This is a genomic window from Candidatus Aramenus sp. CH1, from assembly GCA_022678445.1.
Classification (GTDB): Archaea; Thermoproteota; Thermoprotei_A; order Sulfolobales; family Sulfolobaceae; genus Aramenus.
Genome location: JALBWU010000007.1, coordinates 1 through 22,510 on the forward strand (window position 1 = coordinate 1; position 22,510 = coordinate 22,510).

26 protein-coding genes are annotated in these 22,510 nt (G+C 50.6%); 6 read left to right on the plus strand and 20 right to left on the minus strand.

Annotated elements, in window-relative coordinates:
- Window positions 1–225: 225 nt before the first annotated feature.
- Window positions 226–510, plus strand: a complete 285-nt coding sequence (locus MPF33_05910) for a hypothetical protein (GenBank protein MCI2414766.1) — start codon at window positions 226–228, stop codon at window positions 508–510.
- On the opposite strand, the gene MPF33_05915 is transcribed toward MPF33_05910, so the two are convergent.
- Both MPF33_05915 and MPF33_05920 read right to left on the minus strand, forming a co-directional pair.
- Window positions 491–760, minus strand: a complete 270-nt coding sequence (locus tag MPF33_05915) for a hypothetical protein (protein MCI2414767.1) — start codon at window positions 758–760, stop codon at window positions 491–493. The two genes, MPF33_05910 and MPF33_05915, sit on opposite strands and share 20 nt — an antisense overlap.
- On the minus strand, window positions 711–911 hold the full coding sequence (locus tag MPF33_05920) for a hypothetical protein (protein MCI2414768.1): 201 nt from the start codon (window positions 909–911) through the stop codon (window positions 711–713). The genes MPF33_05915 and MPF33_05920 overlap by 50 nt, the downstream gene beginning before the upstream one ends.
- A gap of 85 nt (window positions 912–996) precedes the next feature.
- Between MPF33_05920 and MPF33_05925 the strand changes: the two genes are divergently transcribed.
- Complete coding sequence (locus tag MPF33_05925; GenBank protein MCI2414769.1) at window positions 997–1,878, plus strand: DUF3782 domain-containing protein; 882 nt, start codon at window positions 997–999, stop codon at window positions 1,876–1,878.
- A gap of 697 nt (window positions 1,879–2,575) precedes the next feature.
- Here MPF33_05925 and MPF33_05930 read toward each other — a convergent pair.
- From MPF33_05930 to MPF33_05960, 7 genes are all read right to left on the minus strand, one after another.
- Complete coding sequence (locus MPF33_05930; protein MCI2414770.1) at window positions 2,576–3,145, minus strand: DedA family protein; 570 nt, start codon at window positions 3,143–3,145, stop codon at window positions 2,576–2,578.
- A gap of 1,356 nt (window positions 3,146–4,501) precedes the next feature.
- Window positions 4,502–5,695, minus strand: coding sequence for a hypothetical protein (locus MPF33_05935; GenBank protein ID MCI2414771.1), 1,194 nt, complete (start codon window positions 5,693–5,695; stop codon window positions 4,502–4,504).
- A gap of 81 nt (window positions 5,696–5,776) precedes the next feature.
- Complete coding sequence (locus MPF33_05940; protein MCI2414772.1) at window positions 5,777–6,640, minus strand: 3-methyl-2-oxobutanoate dehydrogenase subunit beta; 864 nt, start codon at window positions 6,638–6,640, stop codon at window positions 5,777–5,779.
- On the minus strand, window positions 6,640–7,797 hold the full coding sequence (locus MPF33_05945) for a pyruvate ferredoxin oxidoreductase (GenBank protein ID MCI2414773.1): 1,158 nt from the start codon (window positions 7,795–7,797) through the stop codon (window positions 6,640–6,642). Before MPF33_05945 ends, MPF33_05940 begins: the two co-directional genes overlap by 1 nt.
- Window position 7,798: 1 nt before the next feature.
- On the minus strand, window positions 7,799–8,062 hold the full coding sequence (locus tag MPF33_05950; GenBank protein ID MCI2414774.1) for a 4Fe-4S binding protein: 264 nt from the start codon (window positions 8,060–8,062) through the stop codon (window positions 7,799–7,801).
- The gene (locus tag MPF33_05955; protein MCI2414775.1) at window positions 8,055–8,600 is read right to left on the minus strand and encodes a 2-oxoacid:acceptor oxidoreductase family protein; all 546 of its coding nucleotides are present in this window, start codon (window positions 8,598–8,600) and stop codon (window positions 8,055–8,057) included. Before MPF33_05955 ends, MPF33_05950 begins: the two co-directional genes overlap by 8 nt.
- Before the next feature lie 76 nt (window positions 8,601–8,676).
- Window positions 8,677–10,008, minus strand: coding sequence for a dihydrolipoyl dehydrogenase (locus MPF33_05960; protein MCI2414776.1), 1,332 nt, complete (start codon window positions 10,006–10,008; stop codon window positions 8,677–8,679).
- A 120-nt stretch (window positions 10,009–10,128) separates the two neighbouring features.
- On the opposite strand from MPF33_05960, the gene MPF33_05965 reads away from it, so the two are divergent.
- A complete protein-coding gene (locus tag MPF33_05965) occupies window positions 10,129–11,325 on the plus strand; it encodes an MFS transporter (GenBank protein MCI2414777.1) in 1,197 nt (398 codons plus the stop codon).
- Here MPF33_05965 and MPF33_05970 read toward each other — a convergent pair.
- Together MPF33_05970 and MPF33_05975 are read right to left on the minus strand one after the other, a co-directional pair.
- Entirely contained in the window at window positions 11,284–12,144 is an 861-nt protein-coding gene (locus MPF33_05970; GenBank protein ID MCI2414778.1) for a lysine exporter LysO family protein, read from the minus strand. The genes MPF33_05965 and MPF33_05970 overlap by 42 nt on opposite strands.
- Before the next feature lie 23 nt (window positions 12,145–12,167).
- On the minus strand, window positions 12,168–13,496 hold the full coding sequence (locus MPF33_05975; protein ID MCI2414779.1) for an FAD-binding oxidoreductase: 1,329 nt from the start codon (window positions 13,494–13,496) through the stop codon (window positions 12,168–12,170).
- A gap of 59 nt (window positions 13,497–13,555) precedes the next feature.
- Between MPF33_05975 and MPF33_05980 the strand changes: the two genes are divergently transcribed.
- Both MPF33_05980 and MPF33_05985 read left to right on the plus strand, forming a co-directional pair.
- Window positions 13,556–14,092, plus strand: a complete 537-nt coding sequence (locus MPF33_05980) for an LOG family protein (GenBank protein ID MCI2414780.1) — start codon at window positions 13,556–13,558, stop codon at window positions 14,090–14,092.
- Between the two features lie 63 nt (window positions 14,093–14,155).
- A complete protein-coding gene (locus MPF33_05985) occupies window positions 14,156–15,082 on the plus strand; it encodes a sodium:calcium antiporter (protein ID MCI2414781.1) in 927 nt (308 codons plus the stop codon).
- Here MPF33_05985 and MPF33_05990 read toward each other — a convergent pair.
- The 9 genes from MPF33_05990 to MPF33_06030 form a co-directional block, all read right to left on the minus strand.
- A complete protein-coding gene (locus tag MPF33_05990) occupies window positions 15,071–15,406 on the minus strand; it encodes a DUF202 domain-containing protein (protein MCI2414782.1) in 336 nt (111 codons plus the stop codon). The two genes, MPF33_05985 and MPF33_05990, sit on opposite strands and share 12 nt — an antisense overlap.
- Window positions 15,407–15,441: 35 nt before the next feature.
- Window positions 15,442–16,350, minus strand: coding sequence for a CoB--CoM heterodisulfide reductase iron-sulfur subunit B family protein (locus MPF33_05995; GenBank protein MCI2414783.1), 909 nt, complete (start codon window positions 16,348–16,350; stop codon window positions 15,442–15,444).
- Entirely contained in the window at window positions 16,347–17,039 is a 693-nt protein-coding gene (locus tag MPF33_06000) for a 4Fe-4S dicluster domain-containing protein (protein MCI2414784.1), read from the minus strand. Before MPF33_06000 ends, MPF33_05995 begins: the two co-directional genes overlap by 4 nt.
- Window positions 17,020–17,712: a hypothetical protein gene (locus MPF33_06005; GenBank protein ID MCI2414785.1), complete on the minus strand. Its 693-nt coding sequence runs from the start codon at window positions 17,710–17,712 to the stop codon at window positions 17,020–17,022. Before MPF33_06005 ends, MPF33_06000 begins: the two co-directional genes overlap by 20 nt.
- A 46-nt stretch (window positions 17,713–17,758) precedes the next feature.
- Window positions 17,759–18,853 (minus strand): CoB--CoM heterodisulfide reductase iron-sulfur subunit A family protein, encoded by a 1,095-nt coding sequence (locus MPF33_06010; GenBank protein ID MCI2414786.1) that lies wholly within the window; start codon window positions 18,851–18,853, stop codon window positions 17,759–17,761.
- Window positions 18,854–18,914: 61 nt separating this feature from the next.
- A complete protein-coding gene (locus MPF33_06015) occupies window positions 18,915–20,234 on the minus strand; it encodes a CoB--CoM heterodisulfide reductase iron-sulfur subunit B family protein (protein MCI2414787.1) in 1,320 nt (439 codons plus the stop codon).
- A 114-nt stretch (window positions 20,235–20,348) separates the two neighbouring features.
- Window positions 20,349–21,185 carry a 4Fe-4S dicluster domain-containing protein gene (locus MPF33_06020; GenBank protein ID MCI2414788.1) on the minus strand — a complete coding sequence of 279 codons (837 nt, stop codon included), beginning with the start codon at window positions 21,183–21,185 and terminating at the stop codon, window positions 20,349–20,351.
- 88 nt (window positions 21,186–21,273) lie between these two features.
- Entirely contained in the window at window positions 21,274–21,516 is a 243-nt protein-coding gene (locus tag MPF33_06025; protein ID MCI2414789.1) for a sulfurtransferase TusA family protein, read from the minus strand.
- Between the two features lie 12 nt (window positions 21,517–21,528).
- On the minus strand, window positions 21,529–21,891 hold the full coding sequence (locus MPF33_06030) for a DsrE/DsrF/DrsH-like family protein (protein MCI2414790.1): 363 nt from the start codon (window positions 21,889–21,891) through the stop codon (window positions 21,529–21,531).
- Between the two features lie 213 nt (window positions 21,892–22,104).
- On the opposite strand from MPF33_06030, the gene MPF33_06035 reads away from it, so the two are divergent.
- Window positions 22,105–22,509, plus strand: coding sequence for a DsrE family protein (locus MPF33_06035; protein MCI2414791.1), 405 nt, complete (start codon window positions 22,105–22,107; stop codon window positions 22,507–22,509).
- The last annotated feature ends 1 nt before the right edge of the window (window position 22,510 follow it).

Consider the following 22,510-nt stretch of genomic DNA (forward strand, 5'->3'; position numbering starts at 1 on the left):
CAGTTGTCTAACGTTATGAGTTTATTGAAGTTAAGAGCGGTCACTTGTTGACGAGACTATCTTTAGAAAAGGTGGGGTTGTTAGGCAGAGTCTGGGCTTTCTTCATTAGGATACTTTCTAGCTATACCTGTTCTTCTTATAGTAGGACTTATTCCGTACTTAGTACACTTTCACACGGTAAGTGGGGAAGTAAAGCAAATCGGAACAGGGAGACTAGGACGAGGTGTGTTACAAGTTGAGGAAAAATATGGTTTCGACATCTCCTTGTATTACCTTAATGTGACACTGAAGAATATCGGGAGTTCTGTCTCAATTTGCTATGCTGATGTACAACAAAACGTAGTTCCATTTAACGAAATTTTTGTATTTAGGTCGAACCACTATTTTGGGGACACCATACCTACTGGAGAGGGAAATTACACCATTGTGTTCAACTACACCCTTGAGGAGGGAGACGCCATATCTCTCTACTTGAGTAACGGCGAACTGCTTACCCTAAACTACACGTAACCCTCACTGATCTAAGGTCCATGAGGGCTCCTTCATTGACCTTGTTCAAGATGAAACCATAGGCGACCTCGAGTTGCTTCAGCCCCAGTACCCTAGACGCCTCCAGTAGGGAGAGCAACGCAGTTGACGCTCTCCTATTAAGGAAGAGGGACGACAAGCCTAGCTCCTCCACAGCGACCTTCCGCTTGCTTGGGTTTCCCTTAGCCTCGTAAACCACGCAATCTGTACCCTTGAAGCAGTCCCCCGACACAGTGCACGAAAATCCCCTTGCCCTGCTCCACGTACACTAGGACGTCCTTAAGGAAGTTCCTCCCCACGTACATCCCTTCTCCTAGCTTCATAAGGCGTACTCCTCTGAGGTCTTCGTTGTTCCTCTTAACGACTACTTTAGGGTTACCCATAAACTTTCTTCTTGACAAAAATAAAAAAGTTTTATAGCCAACTCAAAGATCTTGCTTTTTTACTCCCGGGTACAAAATTCATGTAATGAGCCAAGAAGACCTCCTGCAGAGGATTCTCAACGACCCACAGCTTCTCTCCGCCCTTGCTGACAGGGTATATGAGAGGATAAGGGAGGACGTGGTAATTAAGAAGATAGAGGAGCTAGAAAAAGTGGTCAAGGCTATCCAAGACGAAATAGCGAAGATGAGGGAGGAGTTTGAGAAGAGATTCTTAGCACTTGAAGAAGAGAACAAGAGGATATGGCAGGAGATAGCGAAGATGAGGGAGGAGTTTGAGAAGAGGTTTGAGGAGATGAACAAGAGGTTTGAGGAGTACGACAAGAAGTTCTGGGAAATCCACGAAGAGACCAAGAAAATATGGCAGGAGATTCAAGCCACAAAGGAGGAGAACAAGAGGATATGGCAGGAGATAGCGAAGATGAGGGAGGAGTTTGAGAAGAGGTTTGAGGAGATGAACAAGAGGTTTGAGGCGAACCAAGAGGAGAACAGGAAGATTTGGCATGAGATAAAGCTCTTGAGGATCGCCTTCTCCTCGTTTACCTCCAGGGCAGGACGTTACATAGAAAAGACAATAATGGAGCTCTACAAGGAGGCCCTCAAGCTACACGGCGTCGATCCCTCGAAGGTAAAGCACGGGAAGATAGTAGACGAGAAGGGGATAGTATACAAGGGGAGGACGTATGAGGTGGACTTTTACGAGACAAACGACTACGTCTACCTGTTCGAGGTCAAGAACTTCGCAGACGAGGGAGCTATTGAGCAACTGGAGATAAGGGAAAAGCTGTTCGCTTCCATGTACAACAAGCCCGTAAAGAAGTTCCTAATTGCCAACACAATAGAGGCTAAGGTGAAGAGGGAGGCAGAGGAACGCGGGATTACCGTAATAGCGGGACTCGTGGTGAAGTAAATTCGGGCATATAAGGGCTCTAGTCGAGGCATCGTTTTTGAGCTGCGTTGTACCCTGAGACTTCCCTTAAAGCTCATGCACTTCACGTGAATCTTTAGGCGATAAGATAGAGGAGGTAACGTTAAACTGCGACGTCCCCTTCATCGCTCCCTACACAGTGATGCCCACACGTTGACTCATTTGGTAGACGCTCCGTGCGTGCATCGGTTAGTGCACCAGTGCACTATCCCTGAAAAGTAAAAGGAGAGACCTTACAATAGACCTTACGACTGAAATATTAAACCTATCTAGGTATGTGATCCAGAAGCTATATTCAGACAGAAATTTCTCCCTTGACCCGGAAGGGAAGATAATACCTTGTAAGAATAAATTTACTCAAGGAATAATTATTCCTGAAAAAAGACTTCAAGCAGAAGCTATATTAAGCTACACAAGCTGACGGGTAATACTCTAGGAGGGTAATACTTCTAATTCTACCATGATCAAAAGGTGACAGGTACACGGAAACTACAGGATACACCAGCTGGTGTTGAACGAGAAAAAGCGATCGAGGTCTCCGGGTGTCAAGAACAGGGTGACTATAAGTAATCACCGTAGTTTCTTTATATAGAGTAGGAAGGTGAACAGCGTCGTGGAAACCTTATAATATATAACAAACACAAAAGCACACTGACTACTAGTAGGCGCCCAGTGGTATCTATTTCCTCAAGTTGTACACCAACAGTACAACGACAACTACGACGCCAAGCACGAACAAGTAGGCTGAGTAGGTCTCGAGGAGCTTCGACACGTACCCCACTTGGGCGTAGTAGATGTACCCAAGCGTGGCTAGGAGGGAGTCCCATATTAAGTGGCCTAGGGCGGTGAAGACCACGAACTTGACTAAGTTCATCCTCGCGAGGCCCGCCGGCAGCGAGATCAAAGCCCTTATCTCAGGAACAAAGCGGAACCCGAAGACGGCGTAGGCACCGTGCTTGTCAAACCACTTGTTGAGTAGGGCCAACCTCCTCTCGTTAAACCTTATAGCCCTCCCGTACTTTTTCAGGAATGGGAGACCGAGCTTCAACGCCACATAGTAATCTATTATAGAGCCGACCAGGCTGCCCAGAGTCCCCACAGTTATACCCCCAGCTAAGTCCATTGAGCCCAGCCTTGAGAAGTAACCGACGTAGGGCATTATCACCTCGCTAGGGACTGGGAAGCCTATCCCCTCCAACACCATCAGACCGAAGAGTAGGGCGTAGCTGTAGACCAAGGCGTGATTCATGAAGTAGGAACGGCTAATAAAGTTTCTCATGACACCGTAGACCTTTGAAGACGGTGCACTCAAGGGCCTATGGCCCCGCCCGTGGTTAGCATAGCGTGCTGAGCCATCCCGGGATGCTGAAGGATTGGGAGAAGGGATACCGAAGACAAAATGGATCCTCATCTATATGTGGCCTACGAGCGGTTTCGCCAGATGGAGTTTGTGTAACTTGAAGTTTTAGGTCTTCTCGTAAGAGTCAAAGAACTCCTGATGCCCATCCAGAGTTGACGGGATGTCCGGATTTCCCTTATCTACACAGCGTAGTGAGCAGGGATCCCTATAAAGGGTCAAGTGAGGATAGAGGACGTGATCCCGAAGTCCAAGGGTTTACATAAGAGGTTAAGTCCTATGAGGAACGCAAGACGAGCAAACACGTAGTGTCAAGGGCAGTCGAGCAAAAGCCCACTAAGCTGCACGCTCTCGCTCTGAAATGCACTTTGAAGCTTCACGCGGTGTCTGCACTAAGTAGCTTAAGTAAGACTTCCTCGTTTAAAATGTGTAGCGGGAATTAGAACGCAGTTAAACCGCTCGTACACTGCACTTAGTGGACTTCTAGAAGAAGCGCAGGCTCATCCCTCAACCAGAAATGGGATAAAACGACGGTTCTGTGCTCTGCCCTAAAGGCCTTGATTAGTCTAGGCGTCCGCTAAGCTGTCGTCGTTCCGCGCATACATACACGGTGCAACAAGAAAGGTTCCATTCACGGGAACTCTAAGGGCTCCAACAGCTTCCATTTTTTATTACTAATTTGTTTTTGCTTCCAGAAGCTATATCAACTCCAACTGCCCCGCCTTCATTCACGCATGCGCGTATTACTTTCAATTCATTAAGAGATAAAGAGCACCTACGCTTCAGCTGCAATTTACGTGCCCTATCTTCTCTACATCAAGAGGACATAATACTGGGTATAGTTAACTCCCGGTTATCTAGACAGTTTTACCTCAGAGTTTTGTTGCCGTGGATAGTGAGGGGGATCGTTACTAGCCCTTGTTTTTGATCGGAAATACTCATAAGCTTTACTTCCACTCAACAAAGAATATAAGGAGGAGAAAAAGAGAACAATACAATTACAGAAAGTTTTTGTTAGAATAACGAGATTTAATGTAATGTTCAAGAGAAAAGGGAGTGTAACCCTTTTTATGTCTTCTCTCAAGAAAAATAACTCGTCGTTTTGTAGAGTGAAGAGTGAAGAAGCCCTCGTTTTCTTATGGAAGAAAATTTTTTCCTAAGCAGAATTTTCCTCCTAGAAAGTAAAAATGGTATAGGAATTCTTCCGCCACAAGGAAAAGAAACGGGTTTCCCAATTACTTGTCAAACTTAGGCGGTTGACTTCTTTCGCCTTATTAAGAACAGGGAAAAGAGGGAAGCCAAAAGAACTGCCTCTTCCACAATAACCACCGTGGCTAGAGGGTTTCTTACGTACGTTGCCTTTAGGAAGGGAAGCGAAGCCACGGAAAGAACGCTGGGAACCACCTCAGAGGTGTTGAAAACCAATCCTGCTCCAGTGCTTCTATGCCTAGGGTCGAACTCTCCAACCATGTAGCCCATTCCTCCCCATCCTAGAGAAGAGGTAACGAAGAGAGGAAGAAGAGTAAGTGGGTCGTCGAGAAGTACTAAGGGTACAGTTAACGAGGTCGAGGCAACGGAAGCTATTGCAACCTTAATCCACGATAGCTTAAACGTCATGAGCGCCCCTAGGAAAATGGAGAGAACTGAGAACGCAAAGCCCAAGGCTAGAACAGCAGTTGCGTCTCGACCCTCTTGAGCGAAGAACTTGAAGAGGAAAGGATAAACGAGGAAGTTTAGGGTGATTCTGTAATACACCACGCTGAGAAACGCTAGAAGTACCTCTCTCCATTGGCTCAGCAGTAGGCTTTTAACGGGAAGGTCAGTTACGTAACCTTTCTCTTTAAGTGCTAAGAAATCTGGGCTCTCTATGAGCTTTGTCCTAAGGAAGGACCTAAAGGCGAGAAGACCTGCCCCAACTAGTATGGCCAGTCTCCAGCCGTAGTTTAGAAACGCGGGGTTTTCCTCTATTCCTCGAAAAGCGCTTACCACAACAACGCTAATAACTAGACCAAGCACGGGACCCATCTGAAGGAGCCACATCTTGTGCCTTGTCTTCTTCCCCTTAATCACTAGCTCGTAACTTAAGGTTAAGCTACTCCCGTGGTTCCCGCCAGAGCCAAAACCTTGGATAAACCTTAAGATGGTTATTATTAACAAACCAAAGGCGCCTAGAGAGGCGGGAACTGCTGAAATGAACCCTACTGAGACGGCAGACATGAAGACGCCCCAAAACATTGAAGTTTTCCTTCCCTTTACGTCAGCAACGTGCCCCATGACAATCCCTCCTAGGGGTTTACTGAGGAAGGCAACTAAGTAGGCAAAGAGGGAAATCATCAAGGACAGGTTAGAGGAGTTTAAGAACACCTTTGGCCAAACGCCTACTGCTATGACTCCCATGACGAAGTAATCATAGGCGTCAACGAAGATGCCTAGAGTAGACACTGCAACAACTCTGTTAACTAAGCTGGAAGGTTAATTCCACATGACACTACAGAAGAAGAAGGATTTAAGTAAAAAAGCAAATCACTTCTTTGCCATTTCCCTTAATTCCTCCCACATCTTATCTACGTAATCCTGTAGCGCCTTCACTTCCTCTGGCGTCATCTTGGAGAACCTACCTTGGTACCTTAAGTAGGCTTCCACTGGCTTTCTCTTGCTCTTGTCCACCAAAACCTTGCTAGCGCTCGTCAGCCTAAACTCGCCGTTCTCTATCTCGTATAGTGGCCATATCCCTGTCTCAACTGCGAGCTTTGCTATCTCCACTGTGAGCCCAGCGTCGAACCTCCATCCAGGGGGACAGGGAGAGAGAAGGTGGATGTACCTAAAGCCTTTTTTCCCCTTTGCCTTTCTAACCTTGCTCTGGTAGTCGTTCAAGTAAGCTATTGACGCCGTAGCTACGTATGGTACTCTGTGCTCGGCGATGATAAGAGGCAGGGGCTTCTTGAACTCCCTCTTCCCTGAAGGCGTCGTTGTAGTCCAAGCCCCATATGGAGTTAGGCCAGACCTCTGTATCCCAGTGTTCATGTATGCCTCGTTGTCGTAGCATACGTAAAGGATGTTCTCGTTCCTCTCAGCGGCGCCGCTAAGGGAAGCGAAGCCTATGTCCCCAGTCCCACCATCGCCTGCCCACACCACCACTGTTGCGTCCTCTTCACCCCTCATCCTGAGTGAGGACGCTACTCCGGAAGCTATAGCAGGGGCTGCAGCGAAGGCACTGTGTATCACCGGGATTGTGGCGGGCTGACCTCCTTGGGTGTCACCCAAGATCACGCTAGTGCAACTAGCTGGGACTACCAACACAGTCTTCTTGCCCGTGACCTCTAGCAGGGCGTCAAGCTCCTTGGGTATTGGACAACCCGGGCAGGCAGCGTTTCCCCTTAGGAACATCACGCTAACCACCTCTCCTCCTCCAACTTCCCCTCAATCAAGTCCTCTAACGTGCCTTCAATATCCCTTGGCCTCACGTCCTTACCCCCTAGCCCTGCCACAATCGTGTGTACTGGCGTGGTGAGGCCATAGGCGTTCGCTTTAACCTCCAGCGAGAGCACTCCTCCAGAGCCAAAGGAGTAGGCCCTGTCGAACACCACTACTCCCTTCCTGCTCTTCAAGGCCTCCCTCACTTCCTCCCTTGGGAACGGCCTGAACACCTTGACCTTCAAAAGGCCCACCTTCTTCCCCCTCTCCCTGAGCCTCGACACGGCGACCCTCATATCTCCTACCCACGCTCCCATACCGACTACTAGGTAGTCGGCGTCCTCGCACATGTAGCACTCGGTGAGCCCATACTGCTTCCTCCCAGTGATCTCCTCGAACTTGGCCATCACCTCCTTTATCGCCATCTTTGCCCTTTCCATAGCTTCCATTGCCTTCTTCCTGTACCTAGCGTAGTTGTCCGGGGTAGCTACCGCCCCTATACCTAAGGGGTTATCGAAGTCGACCAGCTTGAACTCCCTTGGAGGGAGGAACTCGTCCACAACGCTGTCTGGGAGGACTTCGACCCTCTCCATTGTGTGGGTCAAGATGAACCCGTCGAAGCCCATCATCACCGGCATCATTACCCTAGGATCTTCTGATATTCTGAACGACATTAAGGTTATGTCGTAGGCATCCTGGACGTTCTCACCCATCATCTGTACCCAGATGGCGTCCCTCTTGCTCACGAAATCTTGGTGGTCGTCCCAGATAGACCAAGGGGACGCTATTGCCCTAGTAGCTACTGCCGCGACTAATGGTACTCTCTGTCCTCCTACCCAGTATATCATCTCCGTCATGTAGAGGAGTCCTTGGGAGGCAGTTGCAGTGAAAACCCTTGAGCCTGTAAGGGCTGCGCCGAAGATGGCTGCCATCGCCGAGTGTTCGCTCTCAACCTTTATTAACTCTGCCTTCAGCTCCCCATTGTCTATGTACTCCGAGAGCTTCTCCAGCATTGTGGTCTGAGGAGTTATGGGGAAGACCGCGAGTACTTGTGGCTTTGCCTGCTTTACCGCGTAGGCAACTGCGTGGTTTCCGACTAAGGCAAGTGCTTTGCCCTTTTGAATTAACACGTCACTTCACCTCCGGGACCATGAGTATTGCCCTCGTGGGGCATACTTGGGCGCAGACTCCACAGCCCTTGCAGTAGTCGTAGTCTATCTTGGGGTAGAGGTTGGGCTCTTGGTCTATTGTGTTCTCCACGCAGTACATTATGCAGAGCCTGCACCTAGTGCACTTATCGTACCTAATTACGGGCCTAAGCACCCTCCACGTGCCAGTTTTCCCTGCCGAGCCCTTAGCAGGTTTTGCCACGGGTATCTCAGAGAGGTCAATCAACCTTTTTCACTCCCCTGTAACCCAAGCTCACCGCTTCGGCGTTCATTTCCCCCAGCTTACCAGGGAACTCTTCCTTTACTACTTCCTCTAAGGCGTCGAGGTCAACGTACTCCTTTAGCAGACTTGCCAGTGCCCCGACCATTGCGGTGTTCACTACTGCCCATCCCGCTATCACTAGCCCTATGTCTTGGGCTATCTTGGTGGCGTCAACGACGTAGGTTTCTCTCCACACTTTCCTAGGGTTAGAGGAGTTCATCAACACTTTTCCGTTTTCCTTTAGCCCCTCAAGGGGGTTCGTCGCGGAGAAGAGGAAAGCGTCAAAGACTGCTACAACGTCTGGGTTGTAGACCCTCCTGTGCAAGAAGATGGGCTCCTTTGAGAGCCTCACCTCTGAGGTAACCGGGGCCCCCCTCCTTTCTCCTCCGTAGAAGGGGATGGACTGGCCGTAGTAGCCCTCCGATATGGAGGAGGCGACAAGGAGCTCTCCTGCAGTTACAACGCCCTGTCCTCCTCTTCCCTTAATTGAAAGCTCTATCATAAGTAGATATTCTCGTCAAGGGTAAAATCCAAGAGTATCTTGGGGCCCAGAGCAAGGCATTTAACACTGTTAAAGGTTAGGCGGTTTTCACCACCCTCCTCATGATTACAGTTACGTTCTCCAGTTGCGTGGGGTGGGGCTGGCTCAACCTAGAGAGGTCGTAGGTAGTTAGCCTCTCTCCCACCGCCAAGGCCAGCTCGCCTATGATCAAGTCCGCGTCTTCTCCTACCGCCTGTGCCCCTAGGATCCTCTGCGAGCCCTGCTCTATTACCACGTCTATCCAGCCCTCTGCGAACCCGTCTATCTGGGCCCTTGAGTCCTTGCTTAAGTCGAACCTCCTAACCTCCACTTGGTATCCAGCCTTTACTGCCTCATCCTTCCACATCCCAGTCCACGCGACTTGGGGATCGCTGTACACTGCGTAGGGGACGGCGTTGTAGTCCATCTCAACCACGGGCCTACCTCCCTCGAGAATGTTCTGGGCAGTTACCCAGCCCTCTAACATGGCTACGTGGAAGAGCATATGCCTGCCGTTGACGTCCCCTGGGGCATACACGTTGTCCACCTTGCTCCTCATGCTGTAGTCCACCTCTATCTCCCCCTTCTTGCCCAAGGGTACTACGCCTTCCACGGCTGAGGTGTTGGGCCTCCTTCCAGTGGCCACCAAGACCTCGTCAAAGTTCCTTTCCCCCTTCTCGCTGATCACCCTCTTCCTACCGTCGGAGACCTTAAGGCCCTTGCACCTCTCCTTCACCACCTCAACCCCCAGTTCGTTGAGCCTCCTCTCCAGCACTTGCTGTACCTCCTGGGAGACGTTGAGGAGGTGCGTAGCGTAGAGGGAGACCTTGACGCCGAACTTGGCCATCATGGCCGACATCTCCACGCCGATGTACCCTCCGCCGACTATTGCCATTGTCTCCGGCAACGTAAACTTGGAGTGGGGAGCGAGGACGTCGTGGGTCGTTATGCCTCCCTCAAACCCGGGGGGCACGTAGGGATAGGCGCCAGTTGCCACAACGACGTACTTGGCAGTGTACACCTTGTCGTTTACCTTGACCTTACTCCTGTCCACAAGCCTTCCCTCAGCCTTGACGAAGGTAACGTTATCGTACTCCCTCAGCTCCTCGTCGTGTTGCTTAAACCTGAGCTCCTGTACGTAGTCCTTCCACTCCATTACTTTGCTGAAGTCCACGCTCACCTTCAGGAAGGGGAGCCTCTTCCCCGCGTCGATAAAACGAGTGGCGTACCAGAGAGTCTTTGAGGGGATGCAGCCCTCGTAGAGGCAGTTGCCGCCGAGAACTCCCTTTGGCTCTAGGAGGAGGACTTTCTTTCCCCCTCTGGAGAGCTCAAAGGCAGTTGTGTACCCAGCGCCCCCACCGCCTAACACTATTACGTCGAAGTCTTCCATAGAAATTTGTGGATTATTCAAGTAAAAAGCTTTCAAGCTCTAAAACCTTAGTGGACGCACTGGTGCACTGAAGAGTGAACCGCACGGGATACCTTTTTTAGGCTGCGACCAGAAAAAATCATGTTTTTGGTGCGAAACATGGACTACGGCTTTAAGTTCTTGGTAGCGTCTAGGGTTGCAAGAAGTATTGGGCTCATCTTCGTCACCCTCTCCTCCTCTCTTTACCTCTCGCTCTTGGGCTTGAGGCCAGGCGAAATAGGGCTGGTCTTCGCCGGGGTTATAGCCTCCACCACCCTTCAGGCCCTTACGTTGGGCGCCTTAGGGGACAGGAAGGGATACAAGAAGGCGTTGTTAATAGGCGAGGGGTTTGCAGTGGTAGGGTCCCTCCTCCTCTCCTTGACTAGCTGGGTGCCCCTGGTGGTGACGGCGTTAATTGTGGCTGGGATCGGGGGGACTGCTGGGGGAGCGAGGGGCGTTTACTCCCCTGGGCTCACTGCATTGGTAATGAGCAACTGGGGGGAGGAGAGGGAGAGAGTAAAGAGGATAGGGCTCTTGACCTCAGTCTCCTCCATCTCTGCGGTAGGGGGTAGCCTAATGCTGAGCTTAAAGTCCTTCCTGCCATTGAAGGGCGTGGAGGCGTACAGGCTACTCTTTGCTGTTGCGTTTGTCCTCCTCTTAACGTCCTTCACCTCCCTCCTGTTCGTCAAGGAGAGGCCTAGGCCCAGGAAGACTACAGCCTTCATGAGGGAGTCCAGCCTAAGGTACGTAGCCAAGGTAATAGCAGTGAACTCCCTTGGGGGCTTTGGCCTAGGCCTTGCCATACCCCTCCTGCCCTTGTGGTTCTCCCTAAGGTTTCACCTGTCCTCCTTTCAGATAGGGCTAGTGTTCACTGGCAACTACGTGGCCACCTCCCTTGGTTCCCTCTTCGCCATAAAGTCCCCATTCGAGGCGTTAAGGGTAGCGTCAGTAACCAGGCTGTTGAACGGGGTTTTCCTCATGGCAATGGCCCTCTCCCCCTTACCCCTCCTCGCCTCAGCCCTATACGTGGCCAGGGGCTTTAACGCGGGCTTCGGTGCGCCAAACAGGACGGCAGTGAACGTGAGGGGGATTCACGAGGAGGACTACGGTACTGCCTCTAGCCTCCAGGGCGTCGCTACAAGGGCGTCGCAGCTCAGCTCGGGGCTTGGGGGGTACTTGATGGAGGTCTCCCTTCCCCTCCCCCTCTTCTTGGGAGGTGCATTTCAAGCAGCCAGCGGTTACCTCTACCCCAAGCTCTTAGGCGGAAAGAACAAGGGGGAGCACCACGGGTACAGCTAGGGTTAAGATAACCCCGTTTATCATTGCGCCTACGCCGTACTCGCTGCCCAGAACCTCCACGTAAAAGCCAAGGGTCGTGTCCATGGAGGTAGCCCCTCCTACCGCTATAGCCCCAAGGGGAGAAGACCTCAGCTTGAGGAAAACCGGGACAAGGGAGAAGGTTAACTGTTCCCTGAGGAAGTTGACTAGGAAGCCTATGACGCCGTACACGGGGCCGTAGAACTTGGCTACCACGGGTCCAGTGTAGGAGTACCAGCCTGAGCCTAGGGAGACTGCCAGGGCAAGGTTAAAGGGCTTTATCCCTAGGAAGTAGAGGAACACGGAGGAGACCACTGCCCCTGTTACTGCAACCAAGATGGAGAAAACGGCAAGCCCAGTTATCCTCCTTAGGACTTCCACGCTCAGCTCCCTCCCTACGCTTATCCCGATTACTACCGCGAGGAGGTAGAGCTCCCAGTCTATGATCTGGTCAAAGGGTAGCGAAAACTTGAGCGGTATCCCCAAGGCGATGCCGACCACTAGGGGTAACAAGTACTTCAACTGAGTTAAGAGGGCAACCTTCGCCTTCCCCTCCTTTACCTCTAGCTTCACAAGGGAACCAATAAAGTAGGTAACTACTACCACCACTACCGAGGAAAATAGGGAGAGGTAGACTATCTTGCCCACTGCTTGAGACGAGACCTCTACTCCTCCCCAGTAGGATATGGTAAATATCAAGGCCAGGACAACAGCATCCGACATCACTGGAGGTATCCTCACCTTCCTACCTAGGGCGATTGAAACTAGGTAGAGAAGTATAAAGGTTGCTGTGAAGTCCACGGTTATAGAAAGAGGGCGTGAAATTAATAGTTTTCTCCCGAACCTTCTGCGTATTTCTTAGCTAGCTCCACGTACTTCCCAGGGTTCATTATGCCCTTTGGGTCTATGAGCCTCTTTATTCCCTCCATTATGTCGAGGACTTCCCTGCCGTTGTGCTTGAGTAGCTGGAGGGCCATGACCTTGGCCTTCTGCGTTCCAATGCCGTGTTCCCCTGACACCGAACCGCCCAGCTCTATTGCAATGTTGGCTACCTCCTCGAACAGCCCCTCCACCTCCCCCTCGTCGTACAGGATATTGGGATGGAGGTTCCCGTCGCCTATGTGAGCAATGACGGGCAGTCTGACGTTATACTTCCTCTCCACCTCCTTTAACCTCTCTATTGCCTCAGGCAACTTGGACACTGGAACCACTATGTCCTCAACCACCATGTGCTTTGCCTCAGCTCTAAGAGCTATTGCCGACTGGGCCCTAATGGAGTAGAGCCTCTCCGCCTCCTCCCCCTCAGCAACTACTACCTCGTTGCCCCTTAGCACGTCAAGGAGGTCTCCCAAGTAGTCCTCCTCCACGGAAAAGAGCATTAGACCTCCATCTGACTCCTTCAGCCCCGCGTTCAAGTGCTTATTCAATGCCCTTACCACTTCCCTGTCCAAGTACTCTGCCATCTCTGGGAGTATCCTCCTCTTTCTCACCTCCACTATTACCCTCCCTGACTCCTCCACGTCCTTCACGTAGACCATGACGGTGAAGGTCTTCCTTCTGGGCAATGGCGTTATCCTGAACCATATCTCAGTTATAACGCCGAGCGTCCCCTCGCTACCTACGAAGAGGCTAACTAAGTCGTAACCTGCTCTGTTCTTCCTCAGGGGCTCCCCAAGCTTCACCACCTTCCCGTTTGGCAACACGACCTTCACAGCGAGGACCCATTCCTTGAAGGTGCCGTACTTGACCCCCCTCATTCCCCCAGAGGAGTTTGCGGTAGCGCCTCCAACTGTACAGAGGAAGAAGCTTGCAGGGTCTGGGGGAAGGAAGAAGCCCCTCTCCGCTAGCCTCCTGTTCAAGTACTCCAAGTTGACGCCAGGCTGTACCCTCGCGTACCAGTCAACTTCGTTTACCTCGAGGATCTTGTCCATGTACTTCACGTCGATCAAGATGCACCCGTTGCACTCAACTGCCCCCGTCAAGGAGGTGCCTGCCCCCCACGTTACCACGGGTATGCCTCGCTCGTAAGCGTACCTAACTACCTTCGCTACCTCTCCCTCGTTCCTGGGGTAGAAGATAATGGAGGGCCTTACCTTGTTCCCCACGAAGTCCTCCCTTTCCTCCCCCTTTGTGAACTCAACGCCTATGTCCATTTATGATGTTCTGAACCTTAGGTTAAAAACTCTTTTTAGTGCGAAGAGGACTTCAACTTATGCAACTGGGGATAGCTGCCCACAGTGGGGAGTACAGCGAGGACATGAGGGAGAGGGTTTACAGCTTCTTGACGACCTTAAGCGAGGAGTGTCAGGAACTGCCTATCCTCTTCCTTGGTGGCTACTGGGGACTCATGAAGGAGATCGTGGATCAAGCTACGGCGTTGGGATTCACCGTGGTCATGTTGCTCCCAGTAGAGCACGAGGAGGTCTACCCACCTAAGGGGGTCATCCTGGTTAAGACGGGCATGGAGTTTAGGGCAAGGTCAGTCCCCCTGGTGAGGTCGAGCGACGCAATAGTCGCCCTAGGAGGTGGAGTAGGGACTGAGATAGAGGTGCTCATGGCCTATGGCATGGGGAAGCCAGTGTACGTGTTGGTGGACACGGGTTACAGCACTGACCTACTACAAAGGGTGTACCCAGAGTACTTTGACCACAGAGCAGTTGTGAAGGTGAAGTACTTCAGGGATCCTAGGGCGATGGCAAGAGACTTGTGCGGGCTGGAGGAAAAGGGGAGGACACTGGACTTCGGGTGAAGCCTCTCGCCGTGAAGAAAGTATTTAGGGAATTCGCGGAAAAATAGATAGAGAGACTCCATAATGCTCATGTACGATATACTAGTACTCTCAGCAATAACCGTGGTCCTAGGCCTCGCCTCAGAAGCCCTAGCGAGGGGGGCAGAGGAGCTGGAAAAGGGTTTGAGCCAGGGGATTGTGGGGGGCTTGGTGCTTGGGCTTCTGACTTCCCTCCCAGAGACTATATTCGTAGTGGTGGCCCTATTAAACGAGAAGTTCTCCGTAGCCCTTGGCTCAGCCATAGGAGGTAACGTAGTGCTCTTCACCTTTGGGGTGGGGCTGGTGGGGTTAGCGTACTTCTTGAAGTGGAGGACGAAGCTCAGGATGGTGGGTGACTACAAGGTAGAGAATAGGTTTCTCCTCTTGACCACCTTGTCCCTAGCCGGGGTAATAGCCTACGGGAGGCTCGACGTGTGGGACGCCGTACCCCTCCTCCTTATCTACTCCGGATACGTGGGATACAGACTAAGGGCCGGAGAGAAGAGGAGCAGCGAAGGAGAAGTTAACAAGAGGAAGGCTGGGTTCTACTTGCTGTTGGGCTCAGCTACGATAGTCGCCCTCTCAGACCTCTTCGTCAACTACCTCTACGACACGGCAGTTATCCTAGGCGTCTCTCCAGTGTGGCTCTCCCTTGTCTTGACGCCTATTGCCAGCGAGATAGAGGAGAAGGTTTCAGCAATAAGGCTCGCTACCTCCCACGCTGAAGGGGGATCCCTGGCAATAGTGAGCTTCATAGGCAGTAAGATAGAGAACGCCACCGTCCTCCTGGCGTTAATAGGGGTCTTCACAGACTTCGATCTCCACCCAGCGCTGCCGGAGGTGATCTCGGCATTAATAGCCAACGTGATAGGGGTAGTTACCTTGTTGGACGGGAAGCTCGGGGCAAAGGAGTCTGTGATGTTGATAGTCCTTTACTTTGCAATGATCTACTTCTCCTTCCTATATTATTAGCAGGGCTAAGGCTATGGCTATGGCCAGGATAACTCCCGCGAAGGCCACGTTCTCCACTGTTCTGGGGTAGTACTGGTTCCTCTCTAGGTCCCTCTCGTTCCTTAAGTACGTGTATATACCGTAAGCTATGATCGCTCCTCCCATGAGTATCATCACCTCGCCGTAGGTCACTGATGATCCGCCAAACTGTTTATCTCCCTTTAGTATCTCCAAGAAGAGGGCGAACTTAGCAATGACGAAGCCGAAGCCTATGAGCGCTATCCCAGTCCTAACCCAAGCTAGGAAGGTTCTCTCGTTTGCCAAGTGGTCAGAAGGAGATGGCATGAGAATAAGAAGAAAGGAGAGTAAAAAAGAGATTCTTATAAGTACCTCTTTAGGACGGACATGGGATTCGTTAAGTTGGCTGTCAGTAGCGTCTCGTCGGGGCTGTGGCCGAAGGCGAAGGCAAGTAGCTGAGTGAAGTAAGCCAAGGGCATCCTCAAGTCCTCTCCGTACCTGGAGGCTATCTTGTTCATGTTGCTCTCTATTGCTACGTGCCCCAATGGGCAATCCGTCACTAGTATCTCTGCGCCGTTCCTCCTTGCCTCCTTCAGTATCCTGGCCTCCAAGTGCAACGAGGTCTCTGCGTCAGAATAGACGTGTGGCCCTCCACAGCACATAGTCTTTGCCTCGAAGGGTACTACCTCAGCTCCAAGTGCCTTCAGTAGCTCGTCCATGAAGAAGGGCCTCTCTGGGTCGTCCTTCATCCTCATATATCCTGTGAGCGTGTAGGCCTTAGGCCTCGTGTACAGACAGCCGTAGTATGGGGCGACCTTTAACCCAGTCAGAGGTCTCTTTACCTTGGCTTTTATCCCCTCTAGGCCAACGGTGTTGTAGAAGAACTCCACTGCGTGTATCATGAGGAGCTGCCTGTCGTACGGCTTCTCTCCCATCTTCTCTAGGTAGGCGTTTACCTTGGCGGATAGCTTGGGGTACCTCGTCATGAAGTACTGCGTCCTGGAGAGGGAGTAGTGGCACCCTGGGCAGGCTGACATTATGGCGTTAGCTCCCATGCTCCTAGCCAGCGACAAGTTCCTAGCAGGCAACAGTAATCCTGCCATTGTGTTTACGTTCTTTACCTCCAGCGCTCCACAGCAGTTGTAGTCCTCAATCTTCTCGTACTCTAGGCCTAGGTCTTGTGCCGCTAACTTCAGAGATACCTCGTATGGCTTGCCAAGCCCGTCTAGGGCACATCCCGGGTAGAAGGCTACTTTACCGTAAGTGCTCATTCTGGGGTCACCTCCTCTTTCATTGCCTCCTCAAGTACATTCTTTATTCTGTCCCAGTTCTTTACCTTACTTGGCTTCATGAGGTCCTTTATTAGCCCAGACCTTAACAGCGGTCCCGACATGGCTATCAAGTCCCTTATGCTGAGAGTCACGAACCCTGCCTTTGCTGACGCGCCTCCGAGTACTAGCTCGGAGATCCTTCCTCCGTTCTTCATGACCGCCTCGAGGAATATCTCGTCGAACACTGTACCGGGGTCCTTCTTTACTAGCCCATGCTTTAGCATGTAATTGTGGATGGCGTGAACCACCTCTTCAACTAGCACTCCCTTTGGACACCTGTGGGTGCACTTCTGGCAGGAGACGCACCTCCATAGACTATCCTGGAGCTCTATCAAGGACTGCTTGTCTCCCTTCCTAGCCAAGTCTATGAAACGCCTCGGGGAGTAGTTGGGGTCGTACTCCCTCATTGTACAACCTGAGGTACAAGTTCCGCACTGCCAGCACAGGGAGATGGTGTTGCCCTCTACCGTGTTGGCTATTTCGTCCCACACTGAGGGATCGTAGCCGGTCTGCGTCCTCTCTATCATGAAGGCGTTCCATGTGCCGTCTAGCTCTAGGCCGTCTATTACTACTTTATCTTTTTGGATTAGACCTTTAATTATGGGTTTTTCAAGTTCGGGTATTGGCAAGTTTGATCACCTTGAGATAGGGTTTTAGGCCCAAAACAAGGGCCGTTGTGGTTAGGTGCGTGGGGATCAACCCCGCGGCCTTTTTGTCCACCGCGAGGTGGGTTGTGTAGTCCAAATACCTCACGTACGAGTAGACTAAAAAAACTGAAGTCAAGTAAAAGTTCTCGGAGAAGAGCCCAAAAATCTCGAGGACCTTCCTGAGTTCCTTCACTGCCTCGAAGTACTGGTCCAGGGTATCGACCTTTACGTTGTCCTTTAACACGTACGTTATCGACCCAGTCCCCCTGGCCTTGTTCCACGTCCACCTAGTCCAGAGGGGGTACTTCTCCGGCTCTAGGAAGTGGATGACCTCCTTCGCCATGTCCTCTATGTCTTCCCTCTCCCCTCCGGACACGGAGTTAACGAAGGAGCTTACCCTATCCTCGTAAGATAGGGAGGAGTCCTTGAGCTTCTCATAAGCCTTAGCTAGGACAGGGACTGAGGTCTTGGAGATAACGTCGGAAAAGCTCTTCCTAGCGTAGAACACGGAATCGAAGAGCTTCCTAGCGTCCTCCTCAGTAAAGATGGAAAGGGAGGTAAGCGTCTGGGACTTTAACTTCATGGCTTGGAGGATGGTGTCCAGAGACTTCTTGGCGTCCCCGGACACAGTGTTATTTACGTCTACGTCTAACATCGCGTTGTAAATTTCCCTCACGTAATCAACGTTTAAAAAAACTAGGCTAATGATGTGCCACCTCTACCTTTCTCTTGGCGAAGTCTGACTCCTCCCATACGCCCTTTGTCACGTACTCGTAGGCCTTCATTGCAGCAGCGTAACCCTCGGTTATGGAGTCCGAGATGGTCTTGGGCCCAGTTATAGCGCCTGCCAGGAATATGCCCTTCCTGGTCGACTGTACCGGTAGCCTATCTGGGTCGAGTGGCCTTACGAAACCATGCTCCTCGAACTCTAGGCCTAGCGCCTTGGCGACTTGCTTTGAGCCAAGACCTAGCTCCATGCCGTTTGCCAAGATGACCATGTCATATGGAACAACTAACGCTCTGTTCAAGTTCATCGTGTCCTCTCCCTTTATGATGACTGTGTCGTTTGGACCCCTCATGAACTCGGATATCCTTCCCCTTATGAACCCTACCCTGTACTCGAGCTGGGACTTCCAGTACAGCTTGTCCTCCATTAGACCGTAAGTCCTTATGTCCATGTAGTATATATGCACCACAGCATCTGGAATCCTCTCCTTTATCTCCATTGCCTGCTTGATGGATACGGCACAGCATACCCTAGAGCAGTAAGTGTTCCCGACAGTGGCGTCCCTGGACCCCACACATAGGAGGATTGCGACCCTCTTTGGAGGGGTACCCTTGGTAGTTACAAGTTTATTCTCTGAAAGCATCTTCTCTATGTCCGAGATCTGGTAGATGTTGGGGATGAGCCCGTAACCGTACTCGTACTTCCTCCTGGAGTCGAAGTGCTCGAAACCCGAGGCAGCTATTATTGCGTTTACCTTCTCTGTCTGTATCTTACCGCTCTTGTCCTTGATGGACACTGTAAAGCCCTTGCCCTCCTCCTTAACGCCCTCTACTATGCTCTCCATGTAGGTCTTTACTTTTCCCTCTACTGTCTTTATTAGGGGGTCAATGACCTCTGACGCTGGCCTCAACTCGGGAAAGAGGAGGCTGTACTTGAGCTTCTTGGGTGTCCCTCCTAGGTACGACTCCTTCTCCACTAGCACCACGTCTACTCCCATGTTTAGCAGTTCCTTAGTAGCGGATAGCCCTGCTGGACCGGATCCTATTACGAGGACTTTTTCTCCTGACACCAAACTCACCTTCCTACATATTTTTAATAAAAATAATTAAAAAGATTTGCTTAACCTACATTTACTTTGGTACGTCCTTCTTGTACCACTTGACTCTCTCTGGAACCGAGATGTAGAAGTCAATCTTCCTGTGAGGAGTGTACAGGTACTGTGGCTGAGCCTTGCCTTCTCTCAAGTCGGAAAGATACTGGATGAACTTCTCCTTGTAGTCGTCTACTGGTACTCCTATCTTCCTCAGGAAGCCCTCCACATCAGTTGCGTGCCAGTGTATCTGGGCAATGGTGTATGGGTCAGCTCCCATAACTATTGCGGCAAACTGGGCGTCTGCCAACACGGGGAGGTTGTAGTTGAAACCGTGGGCCTTTCCAGCCCACTGGCTCTTGTCCAAGGTAGTTACACATCCGGTGTCGGAGGTGACGAACACGTCAGCGTGAGCCTCCTCAACTGCGGGGATGACCTTCTTGAACAGGGCAAAGCTCCTGGAGAACTCCCTCTCTGTCAGGATGTGCCTAAAGCCGAAACCACAGCAGTCCCACCAAGTTGAGTAGTCAACTAACTTGGCGCCGAAGTTCTGAACAGTACCGCTCGGGGCTGCAGGCCTCCTACCTTGCCATACCTCTGGGTCGTAAATTGTGTCCTCTGGGACTAGCTTGTAAACGTGGCATGGGGTGTGAACTGCGACCTTTACGTTGCTCAAGTCGTACTTCTTCTGCTGGGCCGCCTTCTTGCTCATTGTGTACAACCACTCGGAGTAGTGAACTACCTCTTCCGGCACTACGATGTCCATGTCGAGCTTCCTCATAATTGGCCTCAGCTTCTCCCTTATCTCCTTATGTAGGATGATCATGTTTCTTACTTCCTTGTAGTGCCCAAAGGAAGTACCGCAGTGGATCAAGGGGAAGTAGCCAGTCTCGTAAGCCCTCCACATGTTCCTTACGTAAACTCCAGCTAGGGCGACTGGGTTAGAAGCTCCGGAGGCGTGATAGTTCCAGCCAGTACAGGAGGTCTGATGTGGTTCATCTAAGTAGTCAATTTCCATCTTATTCATCATCCAGAACACGGAGGTCGGGTAGCCAGGGATGTGACCACATTGCCCACAGCTTTTATGGTGCCATAACTTGTTAGTTGGAATTGTCTTGGGTATTCCATTCAAGCTCTGCATCTTAACTGGGTTGTTGTAGGGCTTTATGTGGTGTACTATGATCTCTCCTTTGTCCTCTAGCTTGTACAACTCCTCTTTTACGTGCTGTAGGCCGTGGGGAGTGCTGTACCTATAGATAATCCTCTGGTACACTTCGTTCCAGTCCATTGTGTCCGCCATCGGGAAGGCATTCTGCAACTCCTCCTGTAACTTCTTATCTACTTGTTCTTGTTCACTCATGTATATACCCCTATAACTCTGTAGACTTTTTAGAATAAAAACTTTACTTATTAAAGAAGCTATCTAATAATTTAGATAATTAGAAAAGTTTTAGAATATGTGAAAAAAAGTAAATTATAAGTCCAACCAGCTGTCCGGCAGCTCGTCCTCGTTTAGCTCGCCCTTCTGCCACTTCTCCTTGATCTCCTCGAGTTGGGCCTTCCTGTCCTCATATATGTCCATAATCATGTCGTATAGGTCTGGGTCGACCTTCTTTATGGAGTCCATTACTCCGGACTCTATCATGATAGTCATCATCTCTACTGAGGTTTGAAGTGAGGGCTGCCAACCGACGTCAGTCCTTTGCATTAGGTCAACCGGGATTGCCTTCCTGTAGACGTCCATGTTCTTCGACTCCTCAACGGCTTGAGGACCCCAGTCTGGGAACGCCTCTGGCTGGATCATGTCTGGGGTAACTTGGTTCCCTAGGGTCATCACGGTGTAGAGGACCCTCCTGTAGGGCGCTAAGATCTCCTTAGCTGAGGGGAGCGCGAACTGGACTGCGTACTCCCTTAAGAGCATTATCAGCCCTGCTATCTCGTTGTTGAATGGACACCTCATGGAGCAGGTATAGCACTGAACACAAGCCCAAACCTTCTTATTTGTGAACTCCCAGATCTTGTCTGCTTCGTCCCTCATCATGTACTGGATCATTTCTCTGGGACCGAAATCGTAGAACTTTGCCGCGGGACAACCGGAAGTACATACTCCGCAGTTTAGGCATCCTCTCAAGTACTCGTTAAATCTGAAGTCAGACTTAACTGCCTGCCAAAATTTTATAGCTAACTCTCTCTCCTCTGGCTTTAGTGTGTCTAGATTCCTTACTTCCTCTGGTAAAGCCCCTTGCTCCGGATATGACATGTCTAGGAATCTTGGGTCGTCCGGTAACGACAATAATTTACTTTGTGACATATTTTCTACCGTATTAGAGTTGTAAGAAGTAACTTATAAATTTTCTTAAAAAATAAATAACTTAACTATAAAACTCGTAAGAGGATTGTTACTTAATTCTCTTAATTAATATCCTTGTAACCCCGCCCTGTTGCTGTATGTCGAGGATCTGGTGCCCAGTCCTCCTGGCCCACGCCTCTATGTCGGGCTTGGCAGCGGGGTCTGTAGCTAAGACCTCAAGCACTTCACCAACGCTTATCTGCTTAATGGCCTTCGCAGTCTCCATTACTGGCCCTGGACAGTACATCCCCTTTACATCTAGGGTTTTTGCGATCTTCACATCCTGCGCCATCCTACCTCACCTTCATATGAACAGCGTCATCCCGCCTGTTGCCCTGTCCAAGAAAGTTGCTACTCCCACCACTTCGTCGACGAACGGGGCTAAGTCCTCCTTCTTGATCCCGAAGAACTCCATTGTGGTAGAGCAAGCGTAGACCTTGACCTCTCCTACCTCCTTCGCCTGCTCAACTAGCTGATGCCACATGGGGAACTTCATCTCCTGCATCTTCTGCATCATCATTGGGCCCATCTGCTCGTAGTTCTTGTCGATCTGTGGCATCCCCTGCATTGCCCTCTTCGTAATGGCGTTTAGGCCCCAGAAGGTGAAAAACAGGTTAACCTCGTACCCTGCGGCTGCTGCACCACTAGCCAAAATTCCTACGGGCATTAACTTATCTATTGTTCCAGAGAATACGATTATTGATAGCTTCTTATTGCTACTTGACACACTTTAACACCAAAATAACATTAATCTCAAAAATATTTAAGCTTTGCGGTATTCTTAATTTTTTTAAAAAAAGTAAAAAAACCTTCGTCCTCATAGGTAAATATTTTTGATAAAAAATATAAGTAAGCTAAATTAATATAGTCTGGGGGAAATATGACCCAAACAACGGCTGAGTCGCAAGGACAAGAAGAGCAAAAGAAGAAAATATTAATAGTAGTAACGCACGGTCCAGAGGATCTAGACAGAACTTACGCCCCGCTCTTCATGGCGTCCATCGCTGCCTCCATGGAGTACGAGACCTCAGTGTTCTTCATGATAAAGGGACCGCTCCTGCTCTCAAAGAAGTGGCAAGAGGAAGAGAGGAAGAAGGGAGGCAACCCGTTCATACACTTCTTCGACATGGCAAGGGACAACGGAGTTAAGATGTATGTATGTGTACAGAGCCTAAAGGATATGTGCCACATGAACGAGTCTGACGTCGTAGACGGGATAGAGCTAGTGGGAGGGTCAACTCTCATAGACCTAACCTTGGACGCAGACAGAACGCTATTCTTCTGAT

Bases quoted from the DNA above. Each gene is read 5' to 3' on its own strand.
- MPF33_05920 (MCI2414768.1), bottom strand. From the start codon at position 911: ATGGGTAACCCTAAAGTAGTCGTTAAGAGGAACAACGAAGACCTCAGA.
- MPF33_05925 (MCI2414769.1), top strand. From the start codon at position 997: ATGAGCCAAGAAGACCTCCTGCAGAGGATTCTCAACGACCCACAGCTT.
- MPF33_05930 (MCI2414770.1), bottom strand. From the start codon at position 3,145: ATGAATCACGCCTTGGTCTACAGCTACGCCCTACTCTTCGGTCTGATG.
- MPF33_05940 (MCI2414772.1), bottom strand. From the start codon at position 6,640: ATGTTCCTAAGGGGAAACGCTGCCTGCCCGGGTTGTCCAATACCCAAG.
- MPF33_05955 (MCI2414775.1), bottom strand. From the start codon at position 8,600: ATGATAGAGCTTTCAATTAAGGGAAGAGGAGGACAGGGCGTTGTAACT.
- MPF33_05960 (MCI2414776.1), bottom strand. From the start codon at position 10,008: ATGGAAGACTTCGACGTAATAGTGTTAGGCGGTGGGGGCGCTGGGTAC.
- MPF33_05965 (MCI2414777.1), top strand. From the start codon at position 10,129: ATGTTTTTGGTGCGAAACATGGACTACGGCTTTAAGTTCTTGGTAGCG.
- MPF33_05975 (MCI2414779.1), bottom strand. From the start codon at position 13,496: ATGGACATAGGCGTTGAGTTCACAAAGGGGGAGGAAAGGGAGGACTTC.
- MPF33_05980 (MCI2414780.1), top strand. From the start codon at position 13,556: ATGCAACTGGGGATAGCTGCCCACAGTGGGGAGTACAGCGAGGACATG.
- MPF33_05985 (MCI2414781.1), top strand. From the start codon at position 14,156: ATGCTCATGTACGATATACTAGTACTCTCAGCAATAACCGTGGTCCTA.
- MPF33_05990 (MCI2414782.1), bottom strand. From the start codon at position 15,406: ATGCCATCTCCTTCTGACCACTTGGCAAACGAGAGAACCTTCCTAGCT.
- MPF33_05995 (MCI2414783.1), bottom strand. From the start codon at position 16,350: ATGAGCACTTACGGTAAAGTAGCCTTCTACCCGGGATGTGCCCTAGAC.
- MPF33_06005 (MCI2414785.1), bottom strand. From the start codon at position 17,712: ATGTTAGACGTAGACGTAAATAACACTGTGTCCGGGGACGCCAAGAAG.
- MPF33_06015 (MCI2414787.1), bottom strand. From the start codon at position 20,234: ATGAGTGAACAAGAACAAGTAGATAAGAAGTTACAGGAGGAGTTGCAG.
- MPF33_06020 (MCI2414788.1), bottom strand. From the start codon at position 21,185: ATGTCACAAAGTAAATTATTGTCGTTACCGGACGACCCAAGATTCCTA.
- MPF33_06025 (MCI2414789.1), bottom strand. From the start codon at position 21,516: ATGGCGCAGGATGTGAAGATCGCAAAAACCCTAGATGTAAAGGGGATG.
- MPF33_06030 (MCI2414790.1), bottom strand. From the start codon at position 21,891: ATGCCCGTAGGAATTTTGGCTAGTGGTGCAGCAGCCGCAGGGTACGAG.
- MPF33_06035 (MCI2414791.1), top strand. From the start codon at position 22,105: ATGACCCAAACAACGGCTGAGTCGCAAGGACAAGAAGAGCAAAAGAAG.